This is a genomic window from Streptomyces sp. AMJ-169, assembly GCF_055597585.1.
Window position 1 is genome coordinate 25,102 of record NZ_JBVLTJ010000022.1, and the last position, 25,298, is coordinate 50,399.

General features: G+C 71.3%; 23 protein-coding genes, 1 tRNA gene and 1 riboswitch. Of the genes, 13 read left to right on the forward strand and 11 right to left on the reverse strand.

Annotated elements, in window-relative coordinates; genetic code table 11:
• Positions 1-140: 140 nt before the first annotated feature.
• The gene (locus tag ACYUD3_RS35525) at positions 141-1,484 is read left to right on the forward strand and encodes a PrsW family intramembrane metalloprotease (RefSeq protein ID WP_470979594.1); all 1,344 of its coding nucleotides are present in this window, start codon (positions 141-143) and stop codon (positions 1,482-1,484) included.
• A 523-nt stretch (positions 1,485-2,007) separates the two neighbouring features.
• Here the strand turns inward: ACYUD3_RS35525 and ACYUD3_RS35530 are convergent.
• The 5 genes from ACYUD3_RS35530 to ACYUD3_RS35550 all read right to left on the reverse strand — a co-directional run bounded on the left by ACYUD3_RS35530 (position 2,008) and on the right by ACYUD3_RS35550 (position 6,998).
• Positions 2,008-2,955, reverse strand: a complete 948-nt coding sequence (locus tag ACYUD3_RS35530; RefSeq protein ID WP_470979597.1) for an aldo/keto reductase — start codon at positions 2,953-2,955, stop codon at positions 2,008-2,010.
• A gap of 104 nt (positions 2,956-3,059) precedes the next feature.
• Positions 3,060-4,055, reverse strand: coding sequence for a M23 family metallopeptidase (locus tag ACYUD3_RS35535; protein ID WP_470979600.1), 996 nt, complete (start codon positions 4,053-4,055; stop codon positions 3,060-3,062).
• An 8-nt stretch (positions 4,056-4,063) separates the two neighbouring features.
• Positions 4,064-4,225, reverse strand: a riboswitch (cyclic di-AMP (ydaO/yuaA leader).
• Positions 4,226-4,469: 244 nt separating this feature from the next.
• Positions 4,470-4,543, reverse strand: a tRNA-Met gene (locus tag ACYUD3_RS35540).
• A gap of 61 nt (positions 4,544-4,604) precedes the next feature.
• On the reverse strand, positions 4,605-5,807 hold the full coding sequence (locus tag ACYUD3_RS35545) for an alginate lyase family protein (RefSeq protein WP_470979602.1): 1,203 nt from the start codon (positions 5,805-5,807) through the stop codon (positions 4,605-4,607).
• Positions 5,808-5,888: 81 nt separating this feature from the next.
• The gene (locus ACYUD3_RS35550) at positions 5,889-6,998 is read right to left on the reverse strand and encodes a dihydrofolate reductase family protein (RefSeq protein WP_470979605.1); all 1,110 of its coding nucleotides are present in this window, start codon (positions 6,996-6,998) and stop codon (positions 5,889-5,891) included.
• A 54-nt stretch (positions 6,999-7,052) separates the two neighbouring features.
• On the opposite strand from ACYUD3_RS35550, the gene ACYUD3_RS35555 reads away from it, so the two are divergent.
• Both ACYUD3_RS35555 and ACYUD3_RS35560 read left to right on the forward strand, forming a co-directional pair.
• On the forward strand, positions 7,053-7,574 hold the full coding sequence (locus ACYUD3_RS35555; protein WP_470979608.1) for a MarR family winged helix-turn-helix transcriptional regulator: 522 nt from the start codon (positions 7,053-7,055) through the stop codon (positions 7,572-7,574).
• Between the two features lie 176 nt (positions 7,575-7,750).
• Positions 7,751-8,377: a GTP cyclohydrolase II gene (locus ACYUD3_RS35560; protein ID WP_470979611.1), complete on the forward strand. Its 627-nt coding sequence runs from the start codon at positions 7,751-7,753 to the stop codon at positions 8,375-8,377.
• Positions 8,378-8,442: 65 nt separating this feature from the next.
• Here ACYUD3_RS35560 and ACYUD3_RS35565 read toward each other — a convergent pair whose 3' ends face one another.
• Positions 8,443-8,865 carry a nuclear transport factor 2 family protein gene (locus ACYUD3_RS35565; protein WP_470979613.1) on the reverse strand — a complete coding sequence of 141 codons (423 nt, stop codon included), beginning with the start codon at positions 8,863-8,865 and terminating at the stop codon, positions 8,443-8,445.
• Between the two features lie 195 nt (positions 8,866-9,060).
• Between ACYUD3_RS35565 and ACYUD3_RS35570 the strand changes: the two genes are divergently transcribed.
• The 5 genes from ACYUD3_RS35570 (at position 9,061) to ACYUD3_RS35590 (ending at position 14,955) form a co-directional block, all read left to right on the forward strand.
• Positions 9,061-10,425: a TrpB-like pyridoxal phosphate-dependent enzyme gene (locus tag ACYUD3_RS35570; protein WP_470979616.1), complete on the forward strand. Its 1,365-nt coding sequence runs from the start codon at positions 9,061-9,063 to the stop codon at positions 10,423-10,425.
• Between the two features lie 71 nt (positions 10,426-10,496).
• Positions 10,497-12,206 (forward strand): gamma-glutamyltransferase family protein, encoded by a 1,710-nt coding sequence (locus ACYUD3_RS35575; protein ID WP_470979748.1) that lies wholly within the window; start codon positions 10,497-10,499, stop codon positions 12,204-12,206.
• Positions 12,207-12,303: 97 nt separating this feature from the next.
• Entirely contained in the window at positions 12,304-12,810 is a 507-nt protein-coding gene (locus tag ACYUD3_RS35580) for a VOC family protein (protein ID WP_470979619.1), read from the forward strand.
• Positions 12,807-13,763 carry an L-tyrosine 3-hydroxylase gene (locus tag ACYUD3_RS35585; RefSeq protein ID WP_470979621.1) on the forward strand — a complete coding sequence of 319 codons (957 nt, stop codon included), beginning with the start codon at positions 12,807-12,809 and terminating at the stop codon, positions 13,761-13,763. The genes ACYUD3_RS35580 and ACYUD3_RS35585 overlap by 4 nt, the downstream gene beginning before the upstream one ends.
• Complete coding sequence (locus tag ACYUD3_RS35590) at positions 13,753-14,955, forward strand: NAD(P)/FAD-dependent oxidoreductase (RefSeq protein WP_470979624.1); 1,203 nt, start codon at positions 13,753-13,755, stop codon at positions 14,953-14,955. Before ACYUD3_RS35585 ends, ACYUD3_RS35590 begins: the two co-directional genes overlap by 11 nt.
• Before the next feature lie 39 nt (positions 14,956-14,994).
• On the opposite strand, the gene ACYUD3_RS35595 is transcribed toward ACYUD3_RS35590, so the two are convergent.
• The 4 genes from ACYUD3_RS35595 to ACYUD3_RS35610 are packed head-to-tail and all read right to left on the reverse strand — an operon-like array spanning position 14,995 to position 18,976.
• Positions 14,995-15,474, reverse strand: a complete 480-nt coding sequence (locus tag ACYUD3_RS35595; RefSeq protein ID WP_470979626.1) for an aminoacyl-tRNA deacylase — start codon at positions 15,472-15,474, stop codon at positions 14,995-14,997.
• A 1-nt stretch (position 15,475) separates the two neighbouring features.
• On the reverse strand, positions 15,476-16,054 hold the full coding sequence (locus tag ACYUD3_RS35600) for a flavin reductase family protein (protein WP_470979629.1): 579 nt from the start codon (positions 16,052-16,054) through the stop codon (positions 15,476-15,478).
• Complete coding sequence (locus tag ACYUD3_RS35605) at positions 16,051-17,361, reverse strand: cation:proton antiporter (RefSeq protein WP_470979633.1); 1,311 nt, start codon at positions 17,359-17,361, stop codon at positions 16,051-16,053. The genes ACYUD3_RS35600 and ACYUD3_RS35605 overlap by 4 nt, the downstream gene beginning before the upstream one ends.
• Before the next feature lie 58 nt (positions 17,362-17,419).
• Positions 17,420-18,976, reverse strand: a complete 1,557-nt coding sequence (locus ACYUD3_RS35610; protein WP_470979636.1) for a tryptophan halogenase family protein — start codon at positions 18,974-18,976, stop codon at positions 17,420-17,422.
• Between the two features lie 225 nt (positions 18,977-19,201).
• Between ACYUD3_RS35610 and ACYUD3_RS35615 the strand changes: the two genes are divergently transcribed.
• From ACYUD3_RS35615 to ACYUD3_RS35635, 5 genes are all read left to right on the forward strand, one after another.
• The gene (locus ACYUD3_RS35615) at positions 19,202-19,924 is read left to right on the forward strand and encodes a LuxR C-terminal-related transcriptional regulator (protein ID WP_470979639.1); all 723 of its coding nucleotides are present in this window, start codon (positions 19,202-19,204) and stop codon (positions 19,922-19,924) included.
• Positions 19,925-20,040: 116 nt separating this feature from the next.
• A complete protein-coding gene (locus tag ACYUD3_RS35620; protein ID WP_470979642.1) occupies positions 20,041-21,216 on the forward strand; it encodes a glycosyltransferase in 1,176 nt (391 codons plus the stop codon).
• Positions 21,213-22,295, forward strand: coding sequence for a glycosyltransferase family 2 protein (locus ACYUD3_RS35625; RefSeq protein WP_470979645.1), 1,083 nt, complete (start codon positions 21,213-21,215; stop codon positions 22,293-22,295). Before ACYUD3_RS35620 ends, ACYUD3_RS35625 begins: the two co-directional genes overlap by 4 nt.
• Positions 22,292-23,476: an MFS transporter gene (locus ACYUD3_RS35630; protein ID WP_470979647.1), complete on the forward strand. Its 1,185-nt coding sequence runs from the start codon at positions 22,292-22,294 to the stop codon at positions 23,474-23,476. Before ACYUD3_RS35625 ends, ACYUD3_RS35630 begins: the two co-directional genes overlap by 4 nt.
• Positions 23,448-24,524, forward strand: a complete 1,077-nt coding sequence (locus ACYUD3_RS35635) for a hypothetical protein (protein WP_470979650.1) — start codon at positions 23,448-23,450, stop codon at positions 24,522-24,524. Before ACYUD3_RS35630 ends, ACYUD3_RS35635 begins: the two co-directional genes overlap by 29 nt.
• A gap of 91 nt (positions 24,525-24,615) precedes the next feature.
• On the opposite strand, the gene ACYUD3_RS35640 is transcribed toward ACYUD3_RS35635, so the two are convergent.
• Complete coding sequence (locus tag ACYUD3_RS35640; RefSeq protein WP_470979653.1) at positions 24,616-25,206, reverse strand: LysE family translocator; 591 nt, start codon at positions 25,204-25,206, stop codon at positions 24,616-24,618.
• Positions 25,207-25,298: the final 92 nt, after the last annotated feature.

Here is a 25,298-nt window from a genome sequence, read left to right on the forward strand (position 1 = left end):
TCCGGCCGACGCCGCGTCGTCGAGATCGGCCGGCGCCGCAGCCTCGAGTCCGGTCGGCGCCGCAGCTTTTGCGGCACCCTCGCGACCCCATCTCCGAGGCACCGTCGCGGCCCGCGCGTTCGCTCGTTAGGGTCAATCCCGTGTCGACCAGCGCCTCGTACCCCTCGCTTCCGCAGTACCCCAGCGGTCCCCCTGAGGAGACCGGGGTCTGGCATCCGCGGTGGTGGCAGCGCAGAGCCGTGCGGTACGGGGCGCTGAGCGGGCTGCTCGCCGTCTCGGGGGTCGTCATCCTCGCGCTCGTGCGGGAGCAGACCGGCACCGAGGGGTTTCTCGTCGGGCTCGGGCTCGCCGTGTTCCCCGTACCCCTGCTCCTCGCCGCCTTCCGCTGGCTGGACCGGGTCGAGCCGGCGCCGCTGTGGAACACGGTGTTCGCGTTCGCATGGGGGGCGTGTGCGGCGACGCTCATCGCGATCGTCGCGAACAGTTTCACCACCCGGTGGATAGCCAACAGCACCGCCGATCCCAGCGGGGCGGACACCCTCGGGGCGACGCTCATCGCGCCGATCGTCGAGGAGAGTGCGAAGGGGGCCGCCGTGCTGCTCGTCTTCCTCTTCCGGCGGCGGCAGTTCAACGGGATCGTCGACGGGGTCGTGACCGCCGGGACGACCGCCGCCGGGTTCGCGTTCACCGAGAACATCCTTTATCTCGGGAACGCGTTCGGGACGGATCGGCTGAGCGGAGGTGGGGGGTTCGCGTCAGTCACCGCGGCGACGTTCTTCGTCCGCGTGATCATGTCGCCGTTCGCGCATCCGTTGTTCACGGTGTTCACCGGGATCGGGTTCGGGATCGCCGCGTTGTCTGCTGATCGGCAGCGGGTGCGGCGCGTACTCGCCCCGGTCGCCGGGCTCTTCCTCGCGATGAGCATGCACGCCCTGTGGAACGGGTCCGCGCATTTCGGGCCGCTCGGGTTCTTCGTCGTCTACGGGGTGTTCATGGTGCCGGTGTTCGGGTTGCTGACCTGGCTGGTGATATGGCATCGGCAGCGGGAACTTCGGGCTGTGCGGGAGGAGTTGCCGGCGTATGTGGCTGCGGGGTGGCTCGCGCCGGGGGAGCCGTACGCGCTCGGGGGGATGCGGGGGCGGGGGGTTGCTCGCGACTACGCCGCTCACTACTTGGGCAAGGCGGGGGCGAAGGTGCTTGCGGAGTATGGGAGTTGTGCGACGACGCTTGCGGTGTTGCGGTTGCGGGGGCGGCTTGGGCGGGGGTCGGCGGATTTCGTGGTGCGGGAGCGGGAGTTGTTGGAGGAGTTGTGGAGGAGGCGGGGGGTGGCGCGGCCTGCGCTGGAGTATGCGGCTCGGGTTGTGGCTCCGCCGGTGGGGGTGGGGCTCTGGCAGCAGGGGGGTGCCTGGCAGCAGGGGCAGCAGTATTGGGGGCAGGGGCAGCAGGGGTATGGGGGTGCGGTGTCTTATCGGCCTCGGGGGTGAGGGGGCGGTAGGAGGTGGGGGGTTGTGCCGTCTGGCGGGTGCGGGCTCATCGTGGCTGATCGCGCAGTTCCCCGCGCCCCTTAAGTACGCTGCACCACCGCCGACTTCAAGCACACGCCACCGGTCGCGCCCACGCGGCGGAGCCGCATATCGAAACAGCCCCGCGCCCCTTAGGTACCTTGCCGAGCCGCCAGCTTCCACGCCCTCAACCCTCTGACCTCATCCCCCAACCGCCCGCCGCAAAGCCCCCAACCCCCGCCCACCCCCTGCGGCGGAGCCGCAAAATGCAGCCCCCCGCCGACTCAGGCCAGCCCGCCGATCCGGGCCCCCCGCCGACTCAGGCCAGCCCCCTCCAGCCCAGACCCACCCCTCCAGCCCAGGCCAGCCCCCTCCAGCCCAGGCCGCCCCCCCTGCGGCGGAGCCGCGAAATGCGGCCCCGCCGGCTCGGGCCAGCCCCCTGATCCAGGCCAGCCCCCTCAAACCCAGACCCACCCTCCAGTCCAGGCCGCCCCCCCCAACTCCCCTACACCGAAGCCCCAGTAAGCCCCGCCAACTCCCCCTCCGTCAGCTCCAGTTCCGCCACCGCCAGCAGCGCCGGCAACTGCTCCACCGTCCGCGCCGACGCGATCGGTGCCGTCACCGTCGGCTGGGACGCCAGCCATGCCAGTGCCACCGTCGCCACCTCCACCCCCCGCGCCTGCGCGACCTCGTCCAGCGCGCGCAGGACCTTCTGGCCCCGCTCCGTCTCCAGGTGCTTGCCCGCCCCCGCGGCCGCGCGCGCCCCCTCTACCTTCGCCCCGGCACGGTACTTCCCGGTCAGGAACCCGGAGGCCAGCGCGAAGTACGGGACCGATGAGAGGCCGGTCTGGGCGGCGAGGTCCTGGAGGTCGCCCTCGTACGTGTCGCGGGACACCAGGTTGTAGTGCGGCTGGAGGGCGACGTACTTCGCGAGGTTCTCGCGGTCGGAGAAGTCCAGGGACTCGCGCAGCCGGTCGGCGGAGATGTTGGACGCGGCGATGTGGCGCACCTTGCCCGCCTTCACCAGCTCGTCCAGCGCGCCGATGATCTCCTCGACCGGGACGTCCGGCTGGTCGAAGTGGGTGTAGTACAGGTCGATGTGGTCGGTGCCGAGCCGCTGCAACGACGCGTCCGCCGCCGCCTTGATGTTGGCCGCGGAAAGCCCCTTGAACTCGGGGTGCTGGCTGACCTTGGTCGCGACGATCACGTCGTCCCGGTTGCCGCGCGCCTTGATCCACTTGCCGATGATGGTCTCGGACTCGCCCCCGCTGTTGCCCTCGACCCAGGCCGAGTACGCGTCGGCGGTGTCGACGAAGTTGCCCCCGCCGGCGGCGTACGCGTCGAGCACCGCGAAGGAGGCCGCCTCGTCGGCGGTCCAGCCGAAGACGTTGCCGCCGAGGGAGAGGGGGAAGACTTCGAGGTCGGAGGAGCCGAGTCGGCGCAGAGTAGTCATGTTCTACGTCAACGCCGGAGACGGACCCCCGCATTCCGACCGGTACACAAGAACACAGCAAAAAGGGGCCCCACCCGAGCAGGACCCCCAGCAAGCCAACTCCCTTACGGATTCAGCCCCTTGCTCCGCAGCCACGCCGCCGGATCGATCCCGGTCGAGCTGCCCCCGGGGTGCACTTCGAGGTGCAAGTGGGCCCCCGTCACATTGCCCGTGGCACCGACCCGCCCGATGACGTCACCGGTAGCCACCTTTTGGCCGACACTGACGTTGATGGACGACTGATGGCAGAACCAGAGCTCGGTGCCGTCGTCCAGAGTGAGGATGGTGCGGTAGCCGTAGGAACCGGCCCACCCGGCCTCCGTGATGGTCCCGCTGTGGACGGCCTTGATGAGCGTGCCGGTGGGGGCGGCGAAGTCGAGCCCGGTGTGGTACCCGGACGACCACAGCGACCCGGCCTGCCCGAACGTCGAGGTGATCGTGTACGACGACGTCGGCAGCGCGTACTGCTTGGCCAGCTCGGCGAGGCGGGCGGCCTCGGCCTTCTCCTTGGCCTCGTCGTCGGCCTTCCGCTTCGCGGCGGCGGCCTTCTCCTTGGCGTCCTCGGCGGCCTTGGCGGCGGCGTCGGACTCGGCCTTCGCGGCGGCGGCCTTGGCGCGGGCGTCGACCTGGGTCTGCTGGGACTCGGCCTGCGCGATGATCCGGCTGCGCAGCGCCTCACCGGCGTCGGAGGCGCCGCTCTCGCTCTTGCCCTGGGCGCTGACGTCGGCCTCGGTGCCGAAGCTCGCGAGCGCGTCCGGGGTGTCCTGCGCGGAGTCGTCCGAGCCGCTGAGGGAGCCGAGGTCGGGCAGGGAGATGGAGACGGGGGCCTTGCCGGTGTTGGCGCTGGCCATGCCGCCCGCGCTGACGGCGGCTATGACGCCGACGCCGAGGACGGTCGAGCTGCGGGCGAATCCGCCGCCGCGCTGCTTGGCCACCCGGTGCTTGCCGCGGACCGGGGCGACCGAGTCGGCGGTGGGGTTCCACTCCTCCCAGGGGCCCTCGTCGGTGCGGGGACCGCCGAACCCGAAAGTCGGCGCGGGGGCTTCTGGGGCGTTCGCCACGCGGGCGCACTCCTTTCCTTCCGTCGCCTACCGGGTTAGCTGACGGGTTCGGAGCGGGAAGGTCTCCTACGCGCGTAAACCGGCCGCCCGTCGCGGGCGGTGGCCTTCGCGTGATTCACCCCAAGGTGGTGGTTCCCCGGTTCCCTCGCGGGATTCGGCGCGTGCGCACGGAGCCGTCTCTTGTGACGGCTGGGACGACCGTGCTGCGTTATCGAACGTTAATAGACCCGGGCCGTCGTTTCCAAGCTGTTCCGCTTGATCATTAACATTTATGGACGGGACTTAAGCCGCAACGTCCGCGAAAAACGGGCGAGTTGACCGCGCCGGTACAGCGGTCATATACGCAGAGTGAGTGAACGGGGACAAAAACCAAGGGCCGGAATCCTGAATCGGATTCCGGCCCTTGGCCTTCAGTAGCGGGGACAGGATTTGAACCTGCGACCTCTGGGTTATGAGCCCAGCGAGCTACCGAGCTGCTCCACCCCGCGCCGTTGACGTAACCATACGTCATCCCGGGGGTGAAAAGCCAAACGGGTTACCCGGCCCCCCTCAGACCGGGTTCTTCGCGTGCGTCAGCGTCTCCCACGCGACGAACAGATCGTCCGTGCCCTCGGGCCTGCTCTTCTCCACCAGCCTGCGGGTCGCCGGTACGGACTCGCCCAGCCGGCCCTCCAGGTGGTTGACGAGAACCTCCAGGTCAGGGCCCATGTTCCGGTCCACCTTCCCGCCGCACAGCCACGCCGGAGCGGGCGCCCCCGACTGGATGCCCGCGTGCAGTTCGGCCGCCGCCTTCAGCCGGTCCTTGACCTCCCCGTACAGGTCGACGCCCTGGTGCCAGGCGGTCTCCGCAATGTGCGAGGTCGCCGCCAGCGAGTAGCCGACGTGCTTGAAGTTGCGGCAACTCTCTTGGGAGAGGCCGCTCTTGAACGTCGTCTGCTTGAACCAGTACGCCGAGAGTTTCGCCGGGTCGTTCAGGCCCGAGCGGGCCGGGGCGATGGGGACGCCGCCGTCCTTCTCCAGGTAGAAGTAGGCCGGGACGCGGTCGCGGAAGCGTTTCAGGGACTGGTCGAAGACCTTGTGGTCGTCGGTGAAGACGCCGATGCCGATCGCCGCGTCCGTCATCGCGAGGTCCCAGTTGCCGTTGTAGTCGGCGACGTTCCTGGTGACGTCCGGGAGGTACGCCGTCTTCAGCATCCGCTCGAACCGTGCCACCCGGTCGTCCGGCCAGCCCGCGCCCGGTGTGTGCCGCACCAGCTCCGCCGCCCGCGCCCAGGTCGATCCCGCCCACGCGGTCTGGAGTCCCGCGTCCTCCTCGGTGTGCCGCCGGATCTTCCCCGACCAGGCGTCCATGATCTCCCGCGCCTTGGCCGCGTGCTGCTGCTTGCCGGTGATGCTGAAGAGGAGGGCCTGCGTGTAGGCGGCGATGGCGTCCTGCCGCTCCTGGAGACATCCGTGCGCGGGCCGGTCCCCACCAGGACAGTCGACGCTCTCGTACGGCTCGGGCGCGTACTTGTACGACCCGTACTTGCTGTCCCGCATCTGGAAATAGGCCCGCAGCCAGGGCTGCCGCCCGCCCCGGACCTTCTCCCGCACGACATCCAGCTGCTCCTTGTCGACCAGCACCCCGGGATGCGTGAACGCGGCGTCCGGGGGGAGGGCCCTGGCCATCTGCCGGCCACCGGATTCAGAACTGGAGCAAGCGGCCAGGGAGAGAAGGGCGGCGACGAGCAGTACGGGTTTCGCTGGTCTCATGGGGGCAGCGTCACCCGGCGGGGGGCGGGGCGCAGTGTGGGGTGGGCCGGGTGGGTGGGTGCGGGTCCGCCGCCCGATCAGCTACCCCAGCAAGTGCCCATTCGGCCCCTTAGCCCGCCCCTCGTACCCCTCCAGCACCACCACCTCCACCCCCGCCTCCCTCAACAGCCCATTCCCATCCGCCCCTTGGACGAACGTGTCCGGTTCCACCCATGCCGTCACCACCCGGCGCACCCCGGCGTCCAGGATCAGCCGGGAGCACGGGGCCGGGCGGGAAGCTCTCCTCGCGCAGGGCTCCAGGCTGCTGTACACCGTGGCCGTGGGCAGCCGGGGATCCGTCGGGGACAGTTTCGCCAGCGCCGCCTCCTCCGCGTGGACCACCGGGTCACCGCCCTCTCGGGAGTGGCCGCGTGCCAGTTCCGTGCCGTCGGACGCCACGATCACCGCGCCCACGCTGAACGCCGTCCGCGACGGCGGGCATTCGGCCGCGAGGTCGCAGGCCAGCCCCAGCCAGTAGTGGTCCGCCGGGGTCACCTCCGGCCGGTACCGCATCAGGACGACATCCTCGATCCGCCGCGCCTCCAGCAGCTCGAGCCGCCCCTCCTCGTACCCCCCGGGCCCGAACAGCCGAGGCGCCTTCGGATCGCCGACGAACAGGGGCGCGAGCACCAGCTGGAGCTCGTCCGCCAGCCCCGCCTGGAGCAACTGCGTATGGATCGTCCCGCCGCCTTCGACCATCAGCCGCCCCACCCCCCGCACGTCATGGAGATGCGCCAGCAGCCGGCGCCAGTCCAGCTCCGGGCCCAGCGGTACGACGTCGGCGGCGACCCCGAGTTCCACGGCCCGCCGCGCGCCCTGTTCCGTCGTATAGACGACCTTCTCCCCGCCGGTGTGCCAGAAGTGGGCCGCGGGGTCCAGCTCGCCGGTCGCGGTGACCGTCACCTTCAGCGGGTACTCGGCGCGGCCCTCGGCGAGGCGGGCGGCGCGGCGCCGCGGGGAGTTCACCAGGAGCCGGGGGTTGTCCGCGCGGATCGTGCCGGCGCCGATGAGGATGGCGTCGACGGAGGCGCGCACCTCGTCGACGCGGTCGAAGTCGGCGGGGCTGGAGAGGAGCAGCCGGTCGGGGGTCGTGTCGTCGAGATACCCGTCGAGCGAGACTGCGGCGGAGAGGAGGACGTACGGATACGGCATCGGCGCGATCCCTGCTGGCTTGGTTCAAGTTTGAAACAAACCTACACTGGTCCCATGACGACCCGCTGGCTCACCCCCGCCGAGATGCGCGCCTGGCGCGCGTACATCGCCGCGGCGTTCCTCCTGGAGGACGCGCTCGACCGGCAGATCCAGCAGGACGCCGGCATGTCCCACCTGTACTACTCCATCCTCGCCAATCTCTCGGACGCGCCGGGGCACCGGCTGCGGATGACCGAGCTGGCGGCGAGCACGAAGATCACGCGCAGCCGGCTGACGTACGCGGTGACCCGGCTGGAGAAGGACGGGCTGGTGCGGCGCGAGCAGTGCCCCTCGGACAAGCGGGGCAGCGTCGCGGCGCTCACCGGGGAGGGGCTGCGGGTGCTGGAGCGCACGGCGCCGGGGCATGTGCGGACCGTGCGGACGGCCGTCTTCGACCAGCTGACGGCCGAGCAGGTGGGGCAGTTGGAGGAGATCAGCGCGCGGATCGCGCAGGCGCTGGAGGGGGAGGGGGAGGAGCCGGGGGGCGGGGAGGCGGTGCCGTGGCGGCGGCGGTCATCGTCGGGGTGTGAGACGTAGGACACAGTGCGGGGCGGAACAGAAATCCATTGCTTCAACTTTAAAACAAGGGATACAGTCGAGGCGCGGCGAGTGTTTCAAATCTGAAGCAAGCGTCGCCGTGTATCCGTACGTGTCCCTGTCCGCGCCCATCGACCCCCGCCAGCTCCAGAACGACCCGCACCCCGGAGACCCGCATGCCCGACTTCCCCGCCGCCACGCCGCGCTCCCGCGTCCGGGTGCCGCTGCGCTTCCAGGACGGCTACAGCGTCGACGCCGAACTCGTCACCTTCCACGGCCTCGCCGACGGCCAGGAGCACGTGGCCGTGCTGCTGGGCGAGATCGGCGCGAACCCCCTGGTCCGCCTGCACTCCGAGTGCCTGACCGGCGACGTCTTCGGCTCCGCCCGCTGCGACTGCGGACCCCAGCTGCGCGAGGCGGTCGAGCGGATAGCCGAACGCGGCGGAGTCCTGCTGTACCTGCGCCAGGAGGGCCGCGGCATCGGCCTCTACAACAAGCTCGACGCGTACGCCCTCCAGGACCAGGGCCTCGACACGTACGAGGCGAACACCGCGCTGGGGCTGCCCGAGGACGACCGCGACTACACGGCCGCCGCCCAGATGCTGGCGGCGCTCGGCGTCGAGTCCCTGGACCTGCTCTCCAACAACCCTGACAAGGCTGAGCAGTTGAGGACTCTGGGCATCGACGTCCAGGAGCGCGTCCCGACCGGCGTCTTCACCACTCCGCACAACGTCCGCTACTTGCGCGCGAAGGTCCTCCAGACCAGCCATACGCTGCCGCTGCCGGAGCTGAACGCGGTCTGACGGCCTGGGAGTTCAGCAGTCCGAAGGGCGCCCTCCGCCGGGGGCGCCCTTTTTCACGCCCGCGCCTACAGAGCCCTCTCCCGCTGAGCCGGCGCCGGATGCGCCGCCCCCGGATGCGCCGTCGCCTGATGTGCCAGCAGCCGCCACCCCGCCCCCGCCCCCTCCCGCGCCCATACCCCCAACGACCGATTCTCCAATTGCAACCGTTTACCGTTCGCCGTCATATCCACCCGCATTTCCCCGGTCACCACCGCCGCGTCCCCCACCACGGTCACCCCGCCCATGCGGTACTCGATGCGGTGGTAACGGAAATAGCCGCTCTCGCATTTCCCGGCGAAGGAATCCAGGGTGTCGAGTGTCCCGCTGGAGTGGGTGTAGACGAGGGCGGGGTGGGCGAGCGCGCGGAAGGCGGCGAGGTCGCCCTCGACGAGGGTGGTGAAACGGCGCTGTTCCAGCTCACGTACGGATTCGGTGTCTGCCGTCGGCATGCGCCCCTCCAGGTTCGGCCGCCCCGACCGGCAGTGTGCCCGGCGCCGGCCCGAGCCGTCTTGCGCATTTCTGCCTAGTCCCAATTGCCGAGGCCACGTCGCGACAGTCAGGCAGAAAAGGCGAAGCTGGCCGACTATCGCCCCTTCTACGATTCCGTTTCAGGAATGCCCGGCGCCTCGAAGGGACGTACCCCCGTGCTGAAACGAGTCCAGCTTTCCGAGAGCGATCTGCCCGACCGCTGGTACAACATCATCCCCGACCTCCCCGCCCCCCTCCCCGACGCCCTCAACCCGGCGACGATGGCCCCGCTGAAGCCGGAGGACCTGTACGACCTGCTGCCCCGCAAGGTCGTCGAGCACGAGTTCACGCAAGAGCGCTGGGTGGAGATCCCCGAGCGGGTGCGGGACGTGTACAAGATCTGGCGGCCCTCCCCGCTGGTGCGCGCCGAGCGGCTGGAGAAGGCGCTGGACACCCCGGCGCACATCTACTTCAAGTTCGAGGGCGTCTCCCCCTCGGGCTCGCACAAGCCCAACACCGCTGTCGTACAGGCCTATTACGCCGCCGAGGAGGGCGCGCGACGGCTGACCACCGAGACCGGGGCCGGGCAGTGGGGGTCGGCGCTGTCCTTCGCGGGCGCGCTGTTCGGGCTCGAAGTCAACGTGTACATGGTCCGGGTGTCGTACGAGCAGAAGCCGTACCGCAAGTTCCTGATGGGGAGCTGGGGCGCGCAGGTGTTCTCCTCGCCGACCGAGCGGACCGAGGCCGGGCGGGCGATCCTCGCCAAGGACCCGGACTCGCCGGGCTCGATCGGGATCGCGATCAGCGAGGCCGTGTCGGACGCGCTGAGCCGGGACGACACGAAGTTCGCGCTGGGCTCGATCATGAACAACGTGCTGCTGCACCAGACCGTGATCGGTCTGGAGGCGAAGAAGCAGATGGAGATCATGGGCGAGTACCCGGACGTCGTCATCGGCTGCGTCGGCGGCGGCTCCAACTACGCGGGCCTCGCCTACCCGTTCATGCAGGACAAGCTCGACGGCACCCACCCGGCCACCCGTTTCGTGGCCGCCGAACCGGAGGCCTGCCCGACCCTGACCCGCGGCACGCTGGCGTACGACTACCCCGACACCGCGGGCCTGACGCCGCCGCTGTTCATGCACACCCTCGGCCACGACTTCATCCCCGGCTCGATCCACGCCGGCGGACTGCGCTACCACGGCGACGCGCCCAGCCTCTGCCTGCTGTACGAGCACGGGCTGGTCGAGGCCCGCGCCTTCCCGCAGACCGAAGTCTTCGACGCCGCCGTGAAGTTCGCCCGCTCCGAGGGCTTCGTCATCGCCCCCGAGTCCTCGCACGGCCTCAAGGCCGCCCTCGTCGAGGCGCTCGCCGCGCGCGAGGCGGGCGAGGAGCGCGTGGTGCTGTTCAACATCTCCGGGCACGGCAACTTCGACCTCGCCGCCTTCGACTCCTTCCTCGCCGGGACGATGGAGAACCCGACGGTCACCGAGGCGCAGATCGCCCAGGCCCTCAGCGCCCTCCCCACCGGCCCCGCGCAGTGACCTCCCGGCCCGAACTCCGGGGCACCCAGGGCGCGGTGGCGACCACGCACTGGCTGGCCTCGGCGGCCGGCATGGCGGCGCTCGACGCGGGCGGCAACGCCTTCGACGCCGCCGCCACCGCCGCCTTCGTCCTCCAGGTCGTCGAGCCGCACTTGAACGGCCCGGCGGGGGACGTACCGATCCTCTTCCACGACGCGGCGGCCGGCCGGACCCAGGTGATCTGCGGCCAGGGCCCGATGCCGGCGGCGGCAACTCCGGCCGCCTTCAAGGGACTTGGCCTTGACCGGATACCGGGTTCGGGTCTGCTCCCGGCCACCGTCCCCGGCGCCTTCGGGGCCTGGCTGCGCCTCCTGGAGGAACACGGCACCCTCCCCCTCGCCCGGATCCTGGAACCGGCGATCGGCTACGCGGCCGACGGCTACCCGGTGCTCCCCAAAGCGGCCGAATCCATCGCCGTGCTACGGGAGTTGTTCGCGGACGAGTGGGCGGAGTCGGGCCGCACCTACCTGGTGGCGGGCCGGCCGCCCCGCCCCCGCTCCCGGCTGCGCAACCCGGCCCTGGCCGACACCTTCCGGCGCATCCTGAAGGAGGCGTCGGGAGGCGGCAGGGAACACCAACTCCGGTCCGCGCACCGGGCGTTCTACGAGGGTTTCGTCGCGGAGGCGATCGACGCGCACACCCGCACGGCCCACCTGGACGCCACCGGCGAACCGCGCTCCGGCCTGCTGACCGGAGCCGATCTCGCCTCCTGGCACCCGCAGTTGGAGGAGACGGCCACCCGCACCTACCGGGGCCTGGAGGTCCACAAACCCGGCCCCTGGTCCCAAGGCCCGGTGTTCCTCCAGCAGTTGGCGCTGCTGGAGGGCTACGACCTCACGGCCATGGGCCTGGACAGCGCCGAGCACCTCCACACGGTCATCGAGTGCGCGAAACTCGCGTACGCCGACCGGGAGGCCTGGTACGGCGACCCGGACTTCACGGACGTACCGCTGGACGTGCTGCTGTCGGACGAATACGCGGCGGAGCGGCGGAAGTTGGTGGATTCGGTGGCTTCGGACCGCCTGCGCCCGGGTTCACCGGAAGCCCGCGAGCCGTGGATCCCCCCGCCCGACACGGCCGATCCCCCCGAAGACCCGTACTGGCGGGGCCAGTTGTACGACGGCCTCCCCACGGTCGTCGCCAGGACCCAGGCACGCGGCGACACGTGCTGCCTGACCGTCGCCGACCGCCACGGCAACATGGTCGCGGCGACCCCCAGCGGCGGCTGGCTGAAAAGCTCACCGGTCATACCCGGCCTCGGCTTCCCCCTGGGCACCCGCGGCCAGATGGCGTGGCTGCCCGAGGGCCACCCGAACTCCCTCGCCCCCGGCAAGAGGCCGCGTACGACGCTCAGTCCGACGCTCGTCGTCGAGGGCGGGCGGGCGCGGCTGGCGTTCGGGACGCCCGGCGGGGACCAGCAGGACCAGTGGACGCTCGGCTTCTTCCTGGCCCGCGCCGACTTCGGGCTCGACCTCCAACAGGCCGTGGAGACCCTGGCGTTCCACTCCGAGCACGTGCCGTCGTCCTTCACCCCCCGCACCCACCGCCCGCTCGCCGTACGCATCGAGAGCCGCCGATCGGCTTCGGTGGCCGCCGAGTTGGCCCGGCGCGGGCATCAACTCGTCGACGTACCCGACTGGTCGCTGGGAAAGGTGTGCGCGGTGGGCGCCGATCCGGACGAGGGACTGCTGCTGGCCGCCGCCTCCCCGCGGGGGGAGCAGGCGTACGCGGTCGCCCGATGAGCGTCCTGAACTCCCTTGTTCTTCCGAGCCACTTGAGCCTTCCGAGCCGCCCGAGTCCGCCGAGCCGTTTTCTGCACCGCCCCGAAAGGAAAGTCCTGTGTCCCTATCCGTGGACCCAGCCGCCGTGAGCGAGGCCGCGCCGCCCGGCCGGGCCGCTCTGCACCACCTGGCCGTGGAGACCGCCGACCTCGACAACTGCGTCGCCTGGTACACCGAGTTCTTCGGCGGCGCGGCGGCCTGGACCCTCACCGAGTTCTCCGACCTGACCCGCTCCCGGCTGCCCGGCATCACCCGGCTGACCGAGGTCACCGCCGCCGGCACCCGCTTCCACCTCTTCACCCGCGCCGCCGACTACGCCCTCCCGCGCCCCGACCTGCTCCAGTTCCAGCACGTGTGCCTGACCGCCGGCAGCGCGGCCGAGCTGCGGGGGTGGCGGGCGCGCTGGGAGCGCCTGTTCGCGTCCGGCCGGTACGCCTTCGCCCGCCCCGAGCCGCCGACGGAGATCGTCGTCGACTCGGACGGCGTCAGCAGTTTCTACGCGTACGACGTCAACGGGCTGGAGTACGAGTTCACTCACATCCCGGTGGAGGCCGAGGGCCGGTGAACGCACGGGAGCCGGCCTCGACCGCCGGTCTGCTGGAGTCCTGGGCCGGAGAGTTCGGGGGACATCCTTACGGTCTGGAGCCTCTGGTGCTGCCGGAGTCCCCCGTCGCGGCGGCGGGGGACGACCGGCTGCTCCGGCGGTACGGCGACCTGCTGGCCGGGACCGGGGCCCCGGGCTCGCTCAAGTCCCCCGACTCCGACGAGCAGTTGTTCTGGTTCCGCTGGATCACCGGCCACCAGCTGACCTTCCTCCTCTGGCAGGACCTGTCCCGCCGCGCGGACACCGCCACCCCTTCCCAACTCCCGTGCGCGGCAAGGCTGGTGGACGGCTACTCGGCGATGCTGCTGTACGCCGCGTCCGTCCCGCGCGACGTCTACCACCGGGTGATCCGCCCCAACATGGCCCTGCACCACCCGGCGTTCAGCGGGGCGTGGGCGCGCGACTACGGGCCCGTACGGGCGCTGCTGCGGGGGCGGGTACCGGACGCCTGGACAGGTACGCCGGACTTGTTCGCGCGGGCCCGGGAGCTGAACGAGGAGATCCACGAGGGGATCGCGGCGAAGCTGGTCCCGGACGCGCCGTCGCTCCTGCAATCGGCGGCGGGTACGGGCCGCCCGCTGCCCCGCGATGTGCGCGCCGCGCTCTTCGACACCTTCTTCCTGACCCTGCGCGCGCCGTGCACTCCCGAGGACATGGCGACCCAACTCCTGCGCAGGGCGCGGGTGGTGCGGGACGACCTGCTGGTGAACGGGCTTTATCCGGCGGGGAGTGCGAGTGCCTTGGAGAAGCCGGATTCCTTGCGTAGTAGGGGAGTTGAGGAGTTGGAGGGGTCGATGGCCGGGCTGATCGGGAGGATCGCCCGGGAGTTCGTGGGGCAGTTGGACTCGTTGGACTCGTTGGATCCGCTGGATCCATTGGATCCGTTGGGAGGAGGCGCTTCTCATGGCCAGTGATGGTGTTCCGAAGACGCAAGATGTGATCGTCGTGGGCGGAGGCATCGCGGGCTGCGCGGTCGCCGAGCGGCTGGCCGGGGAGGGGCTTCGGGTGCTGCTCCTGGAGCGGGGCCCTTTGGCGGGCGGGGCGACGGGCCGTAATCAAGGGGGGCTGCTGCCGAGCCCGTTGCCCGCCTGCGGGGCGCTGTTCGCGGAGGCCGTGGACTTCTATGCGCGGGCCGAGGCGGAGAGCGAGGTGTCCTTCCGGTTCCGGCCGCACGGGTATCTGCTGGTCTCCGCCGACGAGGAGGGGCTTGAGCGGGCGCGGGGGCACGGCCGTGCGCTGGCCGAAGTCGGCTTCGGGGTAAGCGACTTGGACTCCCGTGAACTCCTGTCCCTCGAACCCGGGTTGGCTCCCGATCTGGCCGGGGCGGTGTCGGTGGCGGGGGCATACGCGCTGCATCCGGTGCTGGCGGCGGGGGAGTTGGCGCGGCGGGCGGGGCGGGCGGGGGCGGAGATCCGTACGCATACGCCGGTGCGGGGGTTGAAGGTGACCGGGGGTGAGGTGAAGGGAGTTGTCACCGACGCCGGCACCCTGCCGGCGGACGCGGTCGTGCTGGCGGCGGGGCCTTGGTCACGGAGTCTGGCGTTGCAGGCGGGCACGGATGTTCCGGTGTTCGGGGCGAGGGGTTGGCTGCTGCGGACGGAGCCGGTGCGGGAGGTGGTGTTCCGCCACACCCTGATGCAGTCGACCTGGCACGGCCCGGTGGGCTTGAAGCGCAGCGGCCCACCCCTCCTGACCGACGTCTCCGAGTCGGCCACGCCCACTCAAGTGGTGTTCTCCTTGCAGCCGTTGCCGGGTGGAGAGGTGGTCCTGGGCTCGAGCGCGGGCCCGGCGCTCCAGTTGGACGACATCAGGGACGGCGAGGAGGCGGTGTCCCGCATCGCACGAGCAGCGGCCCGCCACGCCCCGGTCCTGTCCAAGGTGGCCGTCCGAGCGGCGTGGTCAGGCGTACGCCCCATGTCCCCCGACGGCCTCCCGATCGTGGGCCCGGCGCCGGGGGTAAGTGGCCTATGGCTCCTCACAGGTTTCGGCATCGACGGAATGCCGCTGGCACCGGGGACGGCGCGTCTACTGACGGAACACTTGATGAGCGGGAGGAGGGGGGCGGGGGCGGAGGAGTTCGGGCCGGGGAGGTTCGGGGAGGGGTGAGGGGGCTTGGGGGCAGGCCCCCGCAAAGCGCACCGCACCTCAAGAAGACAACTCCTCCACCCTCGGCCCCACCACCTCGATCAGCCGCGCAGCTTCAATCTCCACCGTCCGATCCGCCCGCCCACTCCCGCAATACACGGTCCCCATCCGGGCAACGGACGCATCGAACACGATCACCACCCCCGCCACCCCGCACACCGGACTCGCACCCCCCGGCTCCATCCCCAACTCCCCCAACTCCCCAGGCTCCGCCTGCCGCAGCTTGCTGCGGGAGACGCCGGCCGCGCGGGCCAGCCGGCCATAGTTCACCCGGCCCGTCACCGGCAGCGCGGCCAGGACGAAACCCCCCTCGGCGGTCCGGAACACCATGGTCTTCAGGAGCTGCTCGGTCGCCATCCCCAACTTGTTCTCGGCGTCGTCCCGCCCGACGATCGGCACATGGTCGAGGACGGTGAACGGCACCCCCGCCCGCCGAAGCACCTCCACAGGCGACAGGACGGATTCCACGGACTCGGACATGTCACTCCTCGTCGGCCGACCCGGGCGACGGACAGCCGCCGGAGCCCGCCACGCTACTCCCCGAGGGCCACACGGCATACCGGCGCAACCCGTACAACAGGGGCGCGCGCACGGCCGGTTCACCCCACCCGGCGACGCTGACACGTACCACCCGGCCGAACACGACCGTGTGATCCCCGACCCGCCGCACCTCCTCCACCCGGCAATCCCCGACGGCCAGCGCGTCCTCCCGCAGATGAGGCCCCCCGGCGACCGCGTCGGGCAGCCCCCACGCGACCCGCCCGAACCGCTCGGGATCGCCGGAGGCGAAAAGCTCCGCCACGTCCCGGGCATCCTCATGCAACAGGTTGACGCTGAACGCCCCGGACTTCTCGACGGCGTCCAGCGTCGGACTCCCGCTGCGGACACACACCAGCAGGGTCGGCGGATCGACACACACACCGCACAGCGAAGAACAGGTCATCCCCCACGGCCGCCCACCCCCGTCGACGGCCCCGAGCACGGCGACTCCGGTGGGGAACAGGGACATCAGCGTCCGGAAATCCCCGCCCTCCCGCACCACGCCCCCCGCCCCTCTCATACGACCACCCCGGCCGCCCGCTCCACCGGCGCCGGCCACCGCCGCCCGGCCAGCGACAGCAACGGCCCCGTCGCCGCGGTCGTCACCAACGCCATCAGCACCAGCCCGAGGAACAGCCCCGGCGACAGGATCCCGGCGGCGAGTCCCGCCTGGAGCACGGCTATCTCGGTCAGCCCGCGCGTGTTCATCAGCACCCCGAACCGCCACGACAGCCACACCGGCAGCCGAGCGGCCCGTGCCCCCGCGTACCCGCCCCCGAGCTTCGCGACGACGGCGAGCAGCAGCACCAGCGCGAACGTCAGCCAGGAGAACCCGCCCAGCCCGTCGGCGGACACCTTCAGCCCGGCGGCGACGAAGAACACGGGCACGAGCACCAGCCCGCACCGCTCGACCCGGGAGACAGCAAGCCCACGCGCCCCCAACTCCGGTACAGGCGCCCTCACTTCTGCCGAAGACGCCCCCGATCCCGCAGCAGCCACCCCCTTGTCCTGCGGCACAGCCAACCCCACCAGCACCGCCCCGAAAATCGCCGTGAGCCCCGCCCGCTCGGTCCCCACAGCCGCCCCCACAGCCACCACCCCCAACAACCCCGCCCCCACATAAGGCCACCGCCCGAAGAACCCCCCGACCACCCCCCTCCCGAGCAGCAGCCGCAACAGCACCGCCCCCACACCCCCGACGACCACCACCCCGACCGCCCGCACCAGCTTCCCGTCCCCCTCCGCCGCAGCCGCCAGCGCAGCGGTCAGCACGATCCACGTCAACGCGTCGATCGACACCGCCACCAGCAGCGACAGCCGCCCCTCAGGCGAATCGGTGATCCCCCGATCGGTGAGAATCCGCGCCAGCACCGGCACCGCGGTCACCGCGAAGGCCGCCGCCAGCAACAGCCCCAACGCGACGGCGGACGCGTCCCCCCGCTCACCAGGAACATCCCGCGCGACGACCCACCAGGTCAGCAAGGCCCCGGCGGCAAGCCCCGGCAACAGGGACCCCGCCAGCAGCCACCCGTACGACCGCGCCGACACCTCACCGCGCCGGGGCCGCGCACTGTGCCCGACCCCGGTCAGATACAGCGCGAGCCCGACGAGCCCGGCGGTGTGCAGATGCCCGGTGACCCCGGCCGGCAGCACCCGATGGACGACGGACGACCCGGCCGCCTGCGTCAGCACCGGGACGACCACAAGCCCCAGCGCGATCTCCCCCACGACCGGCGGCTGCCGCAGCCACACCGCCGCCCGCCGGGCCGGCCACGCCGCGACGAGCACCACGGCCACCACCGCCAACGCCCGCAGCCAGTCCGCCATCAGCGCGTCCCCGGCCCCAGCAGCGAAACCCGCAGCACCCGCACCCGCGCCCCCGCCATCAGTGCATCCCCGCCAAATACTCCGCCTGACTCGGCAACGTATCGATCAGCTTGCGCCCCTGCTCCCGCACCCGCGCCAGCTCCCGCCGCGCGGCCCGCGTGTCGACCAGGTCGAGGGACGGCGGATGGTGCAGCTCGATCCCCCCGAGCCCGAGCGCCATGCACACATAGCTGTACGGCTCGAAGGCGTGGTAGTACGGGTACGTCGTGTCGTTGTCGGGCAGCTTGCTGCGCCACTGCTCGAGCCGTACGGCCATCTCGTCGGGGATCCAGCGGTTCTTGGCGTCCCGCCAGTAGTCGTTGTCCACCCGCGCCGCGCCCTTGTAGTGCAGGATCAGGAACTCCCGCACCCCCTCGATGGCCCGCGCGGTGCTCAGGTTGTACGTCTCCCTCAGCGTCGTCTCCCGGTCGGTGCCCGGGAAGTAGCGGACCAGCTGCTCGATGGCGTGCTGGATGAGGAAGATGCCGGTCGACTGGAGCGGCTCGACGAAGCCCGCCGACAGGCCGATGCCCACGCAGTTCTTCACCCACGCCCGGCTGGAGCGGCCGATGCGCATCTTGATGTGGTTGGCCTCGGCGCCCTCGGCCTCGGGGCCGACGAACTCCCGCAGGACGCGCTCGGCCTCCTCCGGCTCGCAGTAGTCACCGGCGTAGACGTAGCCGGTGCCGATGCGGTCGTACAGCGGGATCGTCCAGATCCAACCGGCGTCCTGCGCGGTGGCCGTCGTACAGGGGCGGATGCCTCGGGTGGCGGTGTCGACGGGGACGCGTAAGGCGACCGCGCGGTCGTTGGGGAGGGAGTTGGTGAAGGAGAGGAAGGGCTCCTGGAGGGCGTCGCCGAGGAGGCGGCTGCGGAAGCCGGAGCAGTCGACGTACAGGTCGGCGGTCAGCTCGCCGTGCTCCCGGGTCGACAGGCCCTCGATCCAGCCCTGTTCGTCGAGACGGACGTCGACCACGTCGTCGTAGATCCGCCGCGCGCCGTGCCTGGTCGCGTACTTGGCGAGGAACTCCGCGAGGAGGGAGGCGTCGAAGTGGTAGGCGTAGGGGAACTGGGTGTTCTGCTCGGCGAGGGTGGTGCGGTAGCGGGGGCGGTCCGGATCCTCCTCGAAGTCCTGCTCGAAGAGGCGGGCGTCGGGGTAGCGCGGGGAGGCCTTCGCGTCGCACAGCCAGGGGATGAGGAAGCAGTCGCGGTCGAAGCTCGCGCCGGGCTCGGGCGCGCCGAGCTTCTGCCACCAGTCGGTCAGCGGCACCCCGTCGACCACCCGCATCCGCTCGAAGGGGTGGTAGAAGTACGTGCCCGGCGCCCGCCAGTTCTCCAGCCGGACCGCCAGCTTGTAGGTCGCGTTGCAGGCCGGCATCCAGTCCCGCTCGGCGAGGCCGAGGTAGTCGAAGAAGTGCCGGACCGTGCTGAAGGTGGCCTCGCCCACCCCGATGGTCCCGATCCGCCGGGACTCCACCACCGAGACGTCGACGCTGTCCGCGAACGCCGCCCGCAGGTACGAGGCCGTCATCCAGCCCGCCGTTCCACCGCCCAGGATCACCACGCTACGTGTCATGTTCTGTGACTCTAAGTGCGTTCACCGGGGCGCGTCTTCAGCCGATCGGCTACAGCGGAGGCACAGCGACGCGCGAAAGTACTAGGCCGAAATGATGAGCCCCGTCTTACGCATATGACCGCGAAATGTGGCGAAAAATCGTGCACGCGGGTTCGGGACCGTGCGTAAGGATTGGGTCCTGCTCAGCTCCGTCCAACTGCCGCGATGCGCGGCACGGGGGGACTTGTGACCGAGGCCCGAACCGACCGGAGTCCGGCATCCCGCGACCCGTCGGCTGGCGAAAAGCCGGAACCACTGCGCATTTTTCTGATCGACGATTCCAGCCTGGTCCAGGCCGGGCTCGCCCATGTCCTGCGCGGCTACCCCGACCTCACCCTCGTCGGCGCCGCCCGCGACTCCCCGGCCGCCCTCGAAGCGGCCCTCGACTCCTCGCTCGACGTCATCGTCGTCAACACCGCGTGCCGCTCGATCGACGTCGTCGGCCTGATGCACCGGGCCGTCCACTACTCCGGCAACGGCGTCGCCCGCATGCTGCTGCTCTCCAACGACGCGGGCCACCCCGTCCACGCGGAGGCCGACAAGCTCGGCGCCGGCGGGGTCGTCCTCGCCTGGGAGGAGCCCGCGTTCCTCGTCTCCGCGATGCGGCTGGTCTCCGCCGGGTACCGGATCGGCGTCCCCGACCAGAACGAGCCCGACCGCACGCCCCCGCGCAGGCAGCCCGTGCGCCACACCGCCCTCGACCTCCTCACGCTCCGCGAGCGCCAGGTGCTCCAACTCCTCGCCCGAGGGATGAAAAATGCCGAAATCGCCGGAGAACTCGTCGTCAGTGAGAGTACGGTCAAGACGCACGTACAGAACCTGCTGATCAAACTCGGCCTGCGCAACCGGGCGAGCGCGGTGGCGGTCGCGTACGAGCTGGGCATCACCCGGGCGGAGTGGGCGGGTTGAGGCAGCCGTAGCCACGGCGGTCCGCTCCCGCCGGGTGACGGCGCCCCGCTCCCGGCCGCGCCCCGCCGCCGGTCCCGGCGCCGGCGGGGTCCGTCCGACGACGTCCCGGGGGACGCATGCGCATTCTGCTCCTGACCTTCTACCACGGCCTCGGGCATGTGGTCCGGTGTGCCCGGGTGGGCGCCGAACTCGCCGCCCGGGGCGCCCAGGTACTGGTCGGCACCGCCGAACCGGCCCGGCACATCATGACCGCGCGCGGCCTCGACTCCTTCCCCCTGACCGAACTCCCGCCCTTCCCCCCGAGACCCGCGGGCGAGGCACCGCCCCCGCCCCCGGCCCGCATCCGCCTCGCCGACCCCGGCTACCTGGAGCAGGCCCTCACCGAAGAACGCGCCGCCGTACGGGAGTTCGCCCCCGACCTCGTCCTCGTCGACTTCCGCGTCACCGGCGCGGTCTCGGCGGCCCTGGAGGGCGTCCCGGCCGCGTGGATCGTGAACACCGGCTTCTTCTCGTTCCCGTTCCCGGAGGTACTGCGGGACGTCGTACCGGAGTTGACCCGCCTCGGCGTCCCGCAGGAGACCGCGTCCCGCCTCCTCGGAGACGTCCTCTACATCCCCGACTGGTCCCGCTTCGACCCCCTCTCCGGCATCGACGACTGGTCCCCGGCGCTGCGTTCGCTGCACGAGATCCGCCACGTGGGCCCGGTCCTGAAGGAGGCCCCGGCCCGCGTACCGGACCGCGCGCAGGCCCGCGCCCAGCTGGGCTTCGCGGGGGACGACCCCCTGGTGTACGTCAGCCTCGGCGGCACCGCCCAGGGATACGCCGCCCTCTGCGAGTTGGCACCCCGGCTGAAGCAACTCCCGGCCCGTACGGTCCTGGTGACGGGCCCGAACATCCGCGAGGACCAACTCTCGGACGTCGGCGCCGACTTGGTGCTGTCGTACACCGAGGACAGCATGCTGTGGACGCGGGCCGCCGACCTGGTCGTCACGCACGCCGGGCACACCTCCACGATGGAGGCGCTGAGTCTGGGCACCCCGATGCTGGCGGTCCCGGGCCACGCCGAACAGGAGTGGAACGCCTCCCGCGCGGTCCGGCTGGGGGCGGGGGAGGTCCTGGCGCCGGACGAGGTGTCGTCGTCCTTCGTCCCCACGGCCCGACGGATGCTGTCGGACACGAAGCTGGCGGCGCGCTCACGGGCGGTGGCCGACGTCCTGGGCCCCCGCGACGGCGCGAGCGCACTGGCCGAACACGCCCTGGAACTGGCCGCGTTGGCGGGGCTGGAGCGATGAGCGGCGCTCCGGAGCTGTCGGTCGTCGTGATCGTCCGGGACGACGAACCGGCGGTACGACGGCTGCTCGCGTCGCTGGGGAAGCAGGACGTGGGGGCGGCGTACGAGGTCGTGGTGGTGGACGACGGATCGGCGCAGCCGCTGGCCGCCGAACCGCTGGCCGCCGGGCTCTCTTCCGCCGAGCCGCTGAAGCCGTCCGGCGCCGGAACCGCAGGCGCCGCCGCCCTGCCGGACTGGGCCCAGCTGACCCTCGTCCGCCGCGAAGGCTCCGGCAACCGCGCCGCCGCCCGCTCCGCGGGAGCCCTCCGGTCGCGCGGGCGCTACCTCGCCTTCCTCGACGCCGACCAAGAGGTCCCGCCCGGCTGGGCCCGCGAACACCTGCGCTGGCAAAGGGAGTTCGAGGCGGCCGTGGTCGTCGGGCACCGAAGACACCGCGCCGGCGCCTCCTGGGTGCCCGAGGTGCGGACCCGGGTCACGGCGGAGTTCTCCGAGAACTACCGCCGGGTCGCGGCGGCCTGGTATCTCCCGTTCACCTGCAACCTCTCGGTACCGGCCCAGGTCTTCGCCGAACTCGGCGGCTACAGCGAGGAGTTCACCGGCTGGGGCTTCGAGGACCACGACTTCGGCTACCGGGCCTGGACGGCCGGCGTCCCCACCGTCCACAACCCGCGCGCCTGGAGCTGGGACCACCAGCACACCGTCCGCACGGACCCCGAACGGATCGCGGAGTGGGAGGCGAACCGGCGGACGTTCCTCTCCCGCCACCCCGCCCCGGAGGCCCAGGCAGTCGTCCTGATCGACAACTACCCCTCGGGAAAGGTGACTTCACCGGGCCAGGAGTGGCTGGACTCCTTCGTGGCCTTCGACGAGGAGCTGCGCTCCCTGGCCGGCCTCGGCGAACTCCCGCGCGCGCACCGGACGTTGACCGTCCTCTCCGAGCGGGACGCCGAGCACGTCAGACGCCGTCTGCCCACCGGCGAGCCGCTGAAGGTCGTCGACGCCACCCCCGGCTCGTCCCTGTCCCTGGAGATCGCGAAGTCCGGCCTCCCGCACATCGAGTACCACACCCTCCTGCCATGAGAGCGCTCCTGCGGTCCCCGTACGGCCTCTGCCTGCTGCTGGTCTCCACGATGACGGGCCTGATCAGCGTGGGTTACCCGGTCGCCCTGCATCAGGCCGGCTTCGGCAAGCCCGGCGTGGCCCTGTTCTTCGTCACCGACTCCCTCACCGCGTTCGCCCTGGCCCTGCTGATGTCCCGGCCGGCGGTACTGCGGCACGCCTGCCCGGTACTGGTCTCCTGCCTGCTGGCGGGGGCGGCGGGGGTGGCCCTGGTGGGCGGGAGCTGGCTGCCGCTGGTCTGCCTGGGCGGCGCGCTGTCGATGGCGGCGGCGGTGACGATGCCGCTGATCCTGACCGAGCTGCAACAGGCGCCCGGGACAAGGGGGTTGTCGGATTCGGCGCTGTCGGCGGGGACACGGTGGATCGCGGTGACGGGGTATGTGGCGGGGGTCGGGGGGTTCGGGGCTTCGGCGTCACTGAGTGAGTGGTGGCCGGGGTGGGTGCCGGTGCACGCGGGGGTGCCGGTGCTGGTACTGGCGGCGGGGGCAAGCCTGTTGGGAACGCCCACGGCAGCCTCGTACCGGCGGAAGCGACAGCCGGACAAGGTGTCCAACCCCCAACTCCCCTTTGTCCTCCTACTCGTTGGCGTCGCAGCCATCGTCCTCCTCAAAGCCGCCGACAGCATCCGCCTCGTCTACCTCCCCCTCTACATCGTGGCGACAGGCCGCGACGAACGCCTGATCAGCGTCCTGTTCCTCACCACAGCCGCCGTGGAGCTCCTCGTCCTCCCCCTCCTCGGCAGGTCCGGCGAACGCCGCCCCACCCCCCGCCTCCTCGGCGCCGCGGCGGTCGTAGGCATCGCCTCCTTCGCGATCACCGGCACGTTCACCACCCTCCTCGCGCTGCTGCTCTCCCAACTCCTGTACGCCCCCTTCACCGCCGCCCTCCAGGCGTACGGACCGGTCCTGCTGGGCCGGCTGCTGGAAGGCGGACTCCCCGCCGGGGCAGGCCTGTTCGCGGCGCTGATGCAGCTCGGCTCGCTGATCGGGATCCTCGCGCCGCTGGCCGTACCCGGCTACCACAGCACCCTCTTCTGGATCGCGGCGGCGTTCTGCGCGACGGCCGCCGCCGTGCTCCTGACTCCCACCCGGCACGGAAAGCAGGAAGACCTTCATGACCGCACCGAGCAGACTGCCCGCTGACGCCCGCCGCCGTATCTCCGACACCCCGCTGCACAAGATCACCCCGGCCCGGCTGGTACAGCCCGTGGACGTCGACTTAGGCCTGCCGGAGGGCGCCCGTGAGCCGGTGGCGGCGCTGCCGGGCTGGTACGCGCACGGCACGGCGGCGGCCGTGGACCGTATCCGCGAGGGCCGCGCCCTGGGCATCGAGGAGTTCATGGTCCGGATCACCGACCCGCGCCCCGGCCCCCACCTGGAGGCCCACGCGGCGACGGCGGCGTACCTGGTCAGGGAGTCCCCGCCCGGCACCCGCTGCACGGTCGACCCCTTCGCCCTGGCCCTGAACCCGGACGGCTCCTGGGGCGTGCGCGCGGACGGCGGCGCCGGGATCGACGTACCCGCGACGTACCGCCTGATCAGGGACACCGCCGAGGCGGTGGCGGCGGCGGGCGCGCACGGGATCGTCACCCTGGGCCGGCTGCCCCGCGAGGTCGAGCACACCCGCGCGGGCGTGCGCGCGGCGGGCGCCGCGACCCGGGTGTACTCGTTCTCGCAGAACAGCGAGACGAGCACGGCGTACGTCTATCTCCCGCCCGACCACCGCGACACCGGCCAGAAGATCCTCCCCGGCAACCTCCCCGAGATGACCTGCTGGGCGCTGCTCGACGTCTTCCAGGGCACGGAGGTCTCGGTGACGAAACCGCTGGAGAACTTCCACGTCACCCTGGACCTGGTCCGCCACATCCAGAACGCCGAACTGCTGCTGCGGACCCTGGACGAACACCGCCGCGCGACCCCGCCGAGGGACGCCCGCGACCTGCTGGACGCCCTGCTGAAGGACCCCTCGGCCCTCACTACCCGCCTGCCGGACCTCACCCTCTACGGCTACACGGTCTCCGGCTCGACCCGGGCCCTGTCCCACGTGGCCCACGCCGACGGCACCGCCCTGGCCCGCGCCCGCCTGACGGAGACCTGGACGAACTGGCTCGCGGCGGCGGACATGCCGGGCAGCAGGATCATCGACAGGAACGCGATGAGCTACCTGGCGGGCGGGGTGCTCGGCGCATAAAAATACGGGCGCATAAAAATGCCGGGCGCACAAAGACGCCGGGCGCCGAAGGGATCCGACGCCCGGCACCCGAAGCAGGTCCCGCGAAGGCTCACTCCCGCCCCCCGAACGCGAGCCGCACCCCCAATCCGACCATCACGATCCCCGACGCCCCCCCGATCCACGCCAGCCGGCGCGGCGAGCGGGCGAACCAGTTGCGGGCGGTGCCGGCGAGCAGCCCCCAGGACGCGTCGGAGACCAGCGCGATCAGCACGCAGATCAGTCCGAGCAGCAGCATCTGGAGCTGTGGACTGCCGGCCGAGGAGTCGACGAACTGCGGCAGGATCGCGCCGAAGATCAGCAGCCCCTTGGGATTGCTGACCCCGACGATGAACCCCTCCCGGAAGATCTGCCGGGGCCGCTCGGCCTCGGTCTCCCCGGCCACCTGCGCGGCCAGCAGATTGCGGCGGCGCCAGGCCTGGACACCGAGATAGACGAGATAGAGCGCACCGATGAACTTCAGAACCGAGAACACGACGATCGACCGGGAGAGGATCTCCCCCAGCCCGACCGCCACCAGCAGAACCTGGACGAGCAGCCCCGCTTCGTTCCCCACCGCCGTGGACACGGCGGCTCTTCTCCCCAGTGACACTCCGCGGCTCACCACAAACAGGACGCTAGGCCCCGGAACCGCGATCAACATGGTCACAACGGTCAGGAAGACTGCCAAACGGTCTAGTCCGATCACATACCCCAGAATACGCAAATCGGCCTCAACTGGCCCGCCGTTCCAGT

Excerpts from the sequence above, each read along its gene's own strand:
- ACYUD3_RS35530 (WP_470979597.1), bottom strand. The coding sequence starts at position 2,955 with ATGACTACTCTGCGCCGACTCGGCTCCTCCGACCTCGAAGTCTTCCCC.
- ACYUD3_RS35545 (WP_470979602.1), bottom strand. The coding sequence starts at position 5,807 with ATGAGACCAGCGAAACCCGTACTGCTCGTCGCCGCCCTTCTCTCCCTG.
- ACYUD3_RS35550 (WP_470979605.1), bottom strand. The coding sequence starts at position 6,998 with ATGCCGTATCCGTACGTCCTCCTCTCCGCCGCAGTCTCGCTCGACGGG.
- ACYUD3_RS35555 (WP_470979608.1), top strand. The coding sequence starts at position 7,053 with ATGACGACCCGCTGGCTCACCCCCGCCGAGATGCGCGCCTGGCGCGCG.
- ACYUD3_RS35560 (WP_470979611.1), top strand. The coding sequence starts at position 7,751 with ATGCCCGACTTCCCCGCCGCCACGCCGCGCTCCCGCGTCCGGGTGCCG.
- ACYUD3_RS35565 (WP_470979613.1), bottom strand. The coding sequence starts at position 8,865 with ATGCCGACGGCAGACACCGAATCCGTACGTGAGCTGGAACAGCGCCGT.
- ACYUD3_RS35575 (WP_470979748.1), top strand. The coding sequence starts at position 10,497 with ATGGCGGCGCTCGACGCGGGCGGCAACGCCTTCGACGCCGCCGCCACC.
- ACYUD3_RS35590 (WP_470979624.1), top strand. The coding sequence starts at position 13,753 with ATGGCCAGTGATGGTGTTCCGAAGACGCAAGATGTGATCGTCGTGGGC.
- ACYUD3_RS35595 (WP_470979626.1), bottom strand. The coding sequence starts at position 15,474 with ATGTCCGAGTCCGTGGAATCCGTCCTGTCGCCTGTGGAGGTGCTTCGG.
- ACYUD3_RS35600 (WP_470979629.1), bottom strand. The coding sequence starts at position 16,054 with ATGAGAGGGGCGGGGGGCGTGGTGCGGGAGGGCGGGGATTTCCGGACG.
- ACYUD3_RS35605 (WP_470979633.1), bottom strand. The coding sequence starts at position 17,361 with ATGGCGGACTGGCTGCGGGCGTTGGCGGTGGTGGCCGTGGTGCTCGTC.
- ACYUD3_RS35610 (WP_470979636.1), bottom strand. The coding sequence starts at position 18,976 with ATGACACGTAGCGTGGTGATCCTGGGCGGTGGAACGGCGGGCTGGATG.
- ACYUD3_RS35620 (WP_470979642.1), top strand. The coding sequence starts at position 20,041 with ATGCGCATTCTGCTCCTGACCTTCTACCACGGCCTCGGGCATGTGGTC.
- ACYUD3_RS35625 (WP_470979645.1), top strand. The coding sequence starts at position 21,213 with ATGAGCGGCGCTCCGGAGCTGTCGGTCGTCGTGATCGTCCGGGACGAC.
- ACYUD3_RS35630 (WP_470979647.1), top strand. The coding sequence starts at position 22,292 with ATGAGAGCGCTCCTGCGGTCCCCGTACGGCCTCTGCCTGCTGCTGGTC.
- ACYUD3_RS35635 (WP_470979650.1), top strand. The coding sequence starts at position 23,448 with ATGACCGCACCGAGCAGACTGCCCGCTGACGCCCGCCGCCGTATCTCC.
- ACYUD3_RS35640 (WP_470979653.1), bottom strand. The coding sequence starts at position 25,206 with ATGTTGATCGCGGTTCCGGGGCCTAGCGTCCTGTTTGTGGTGAGCCGC.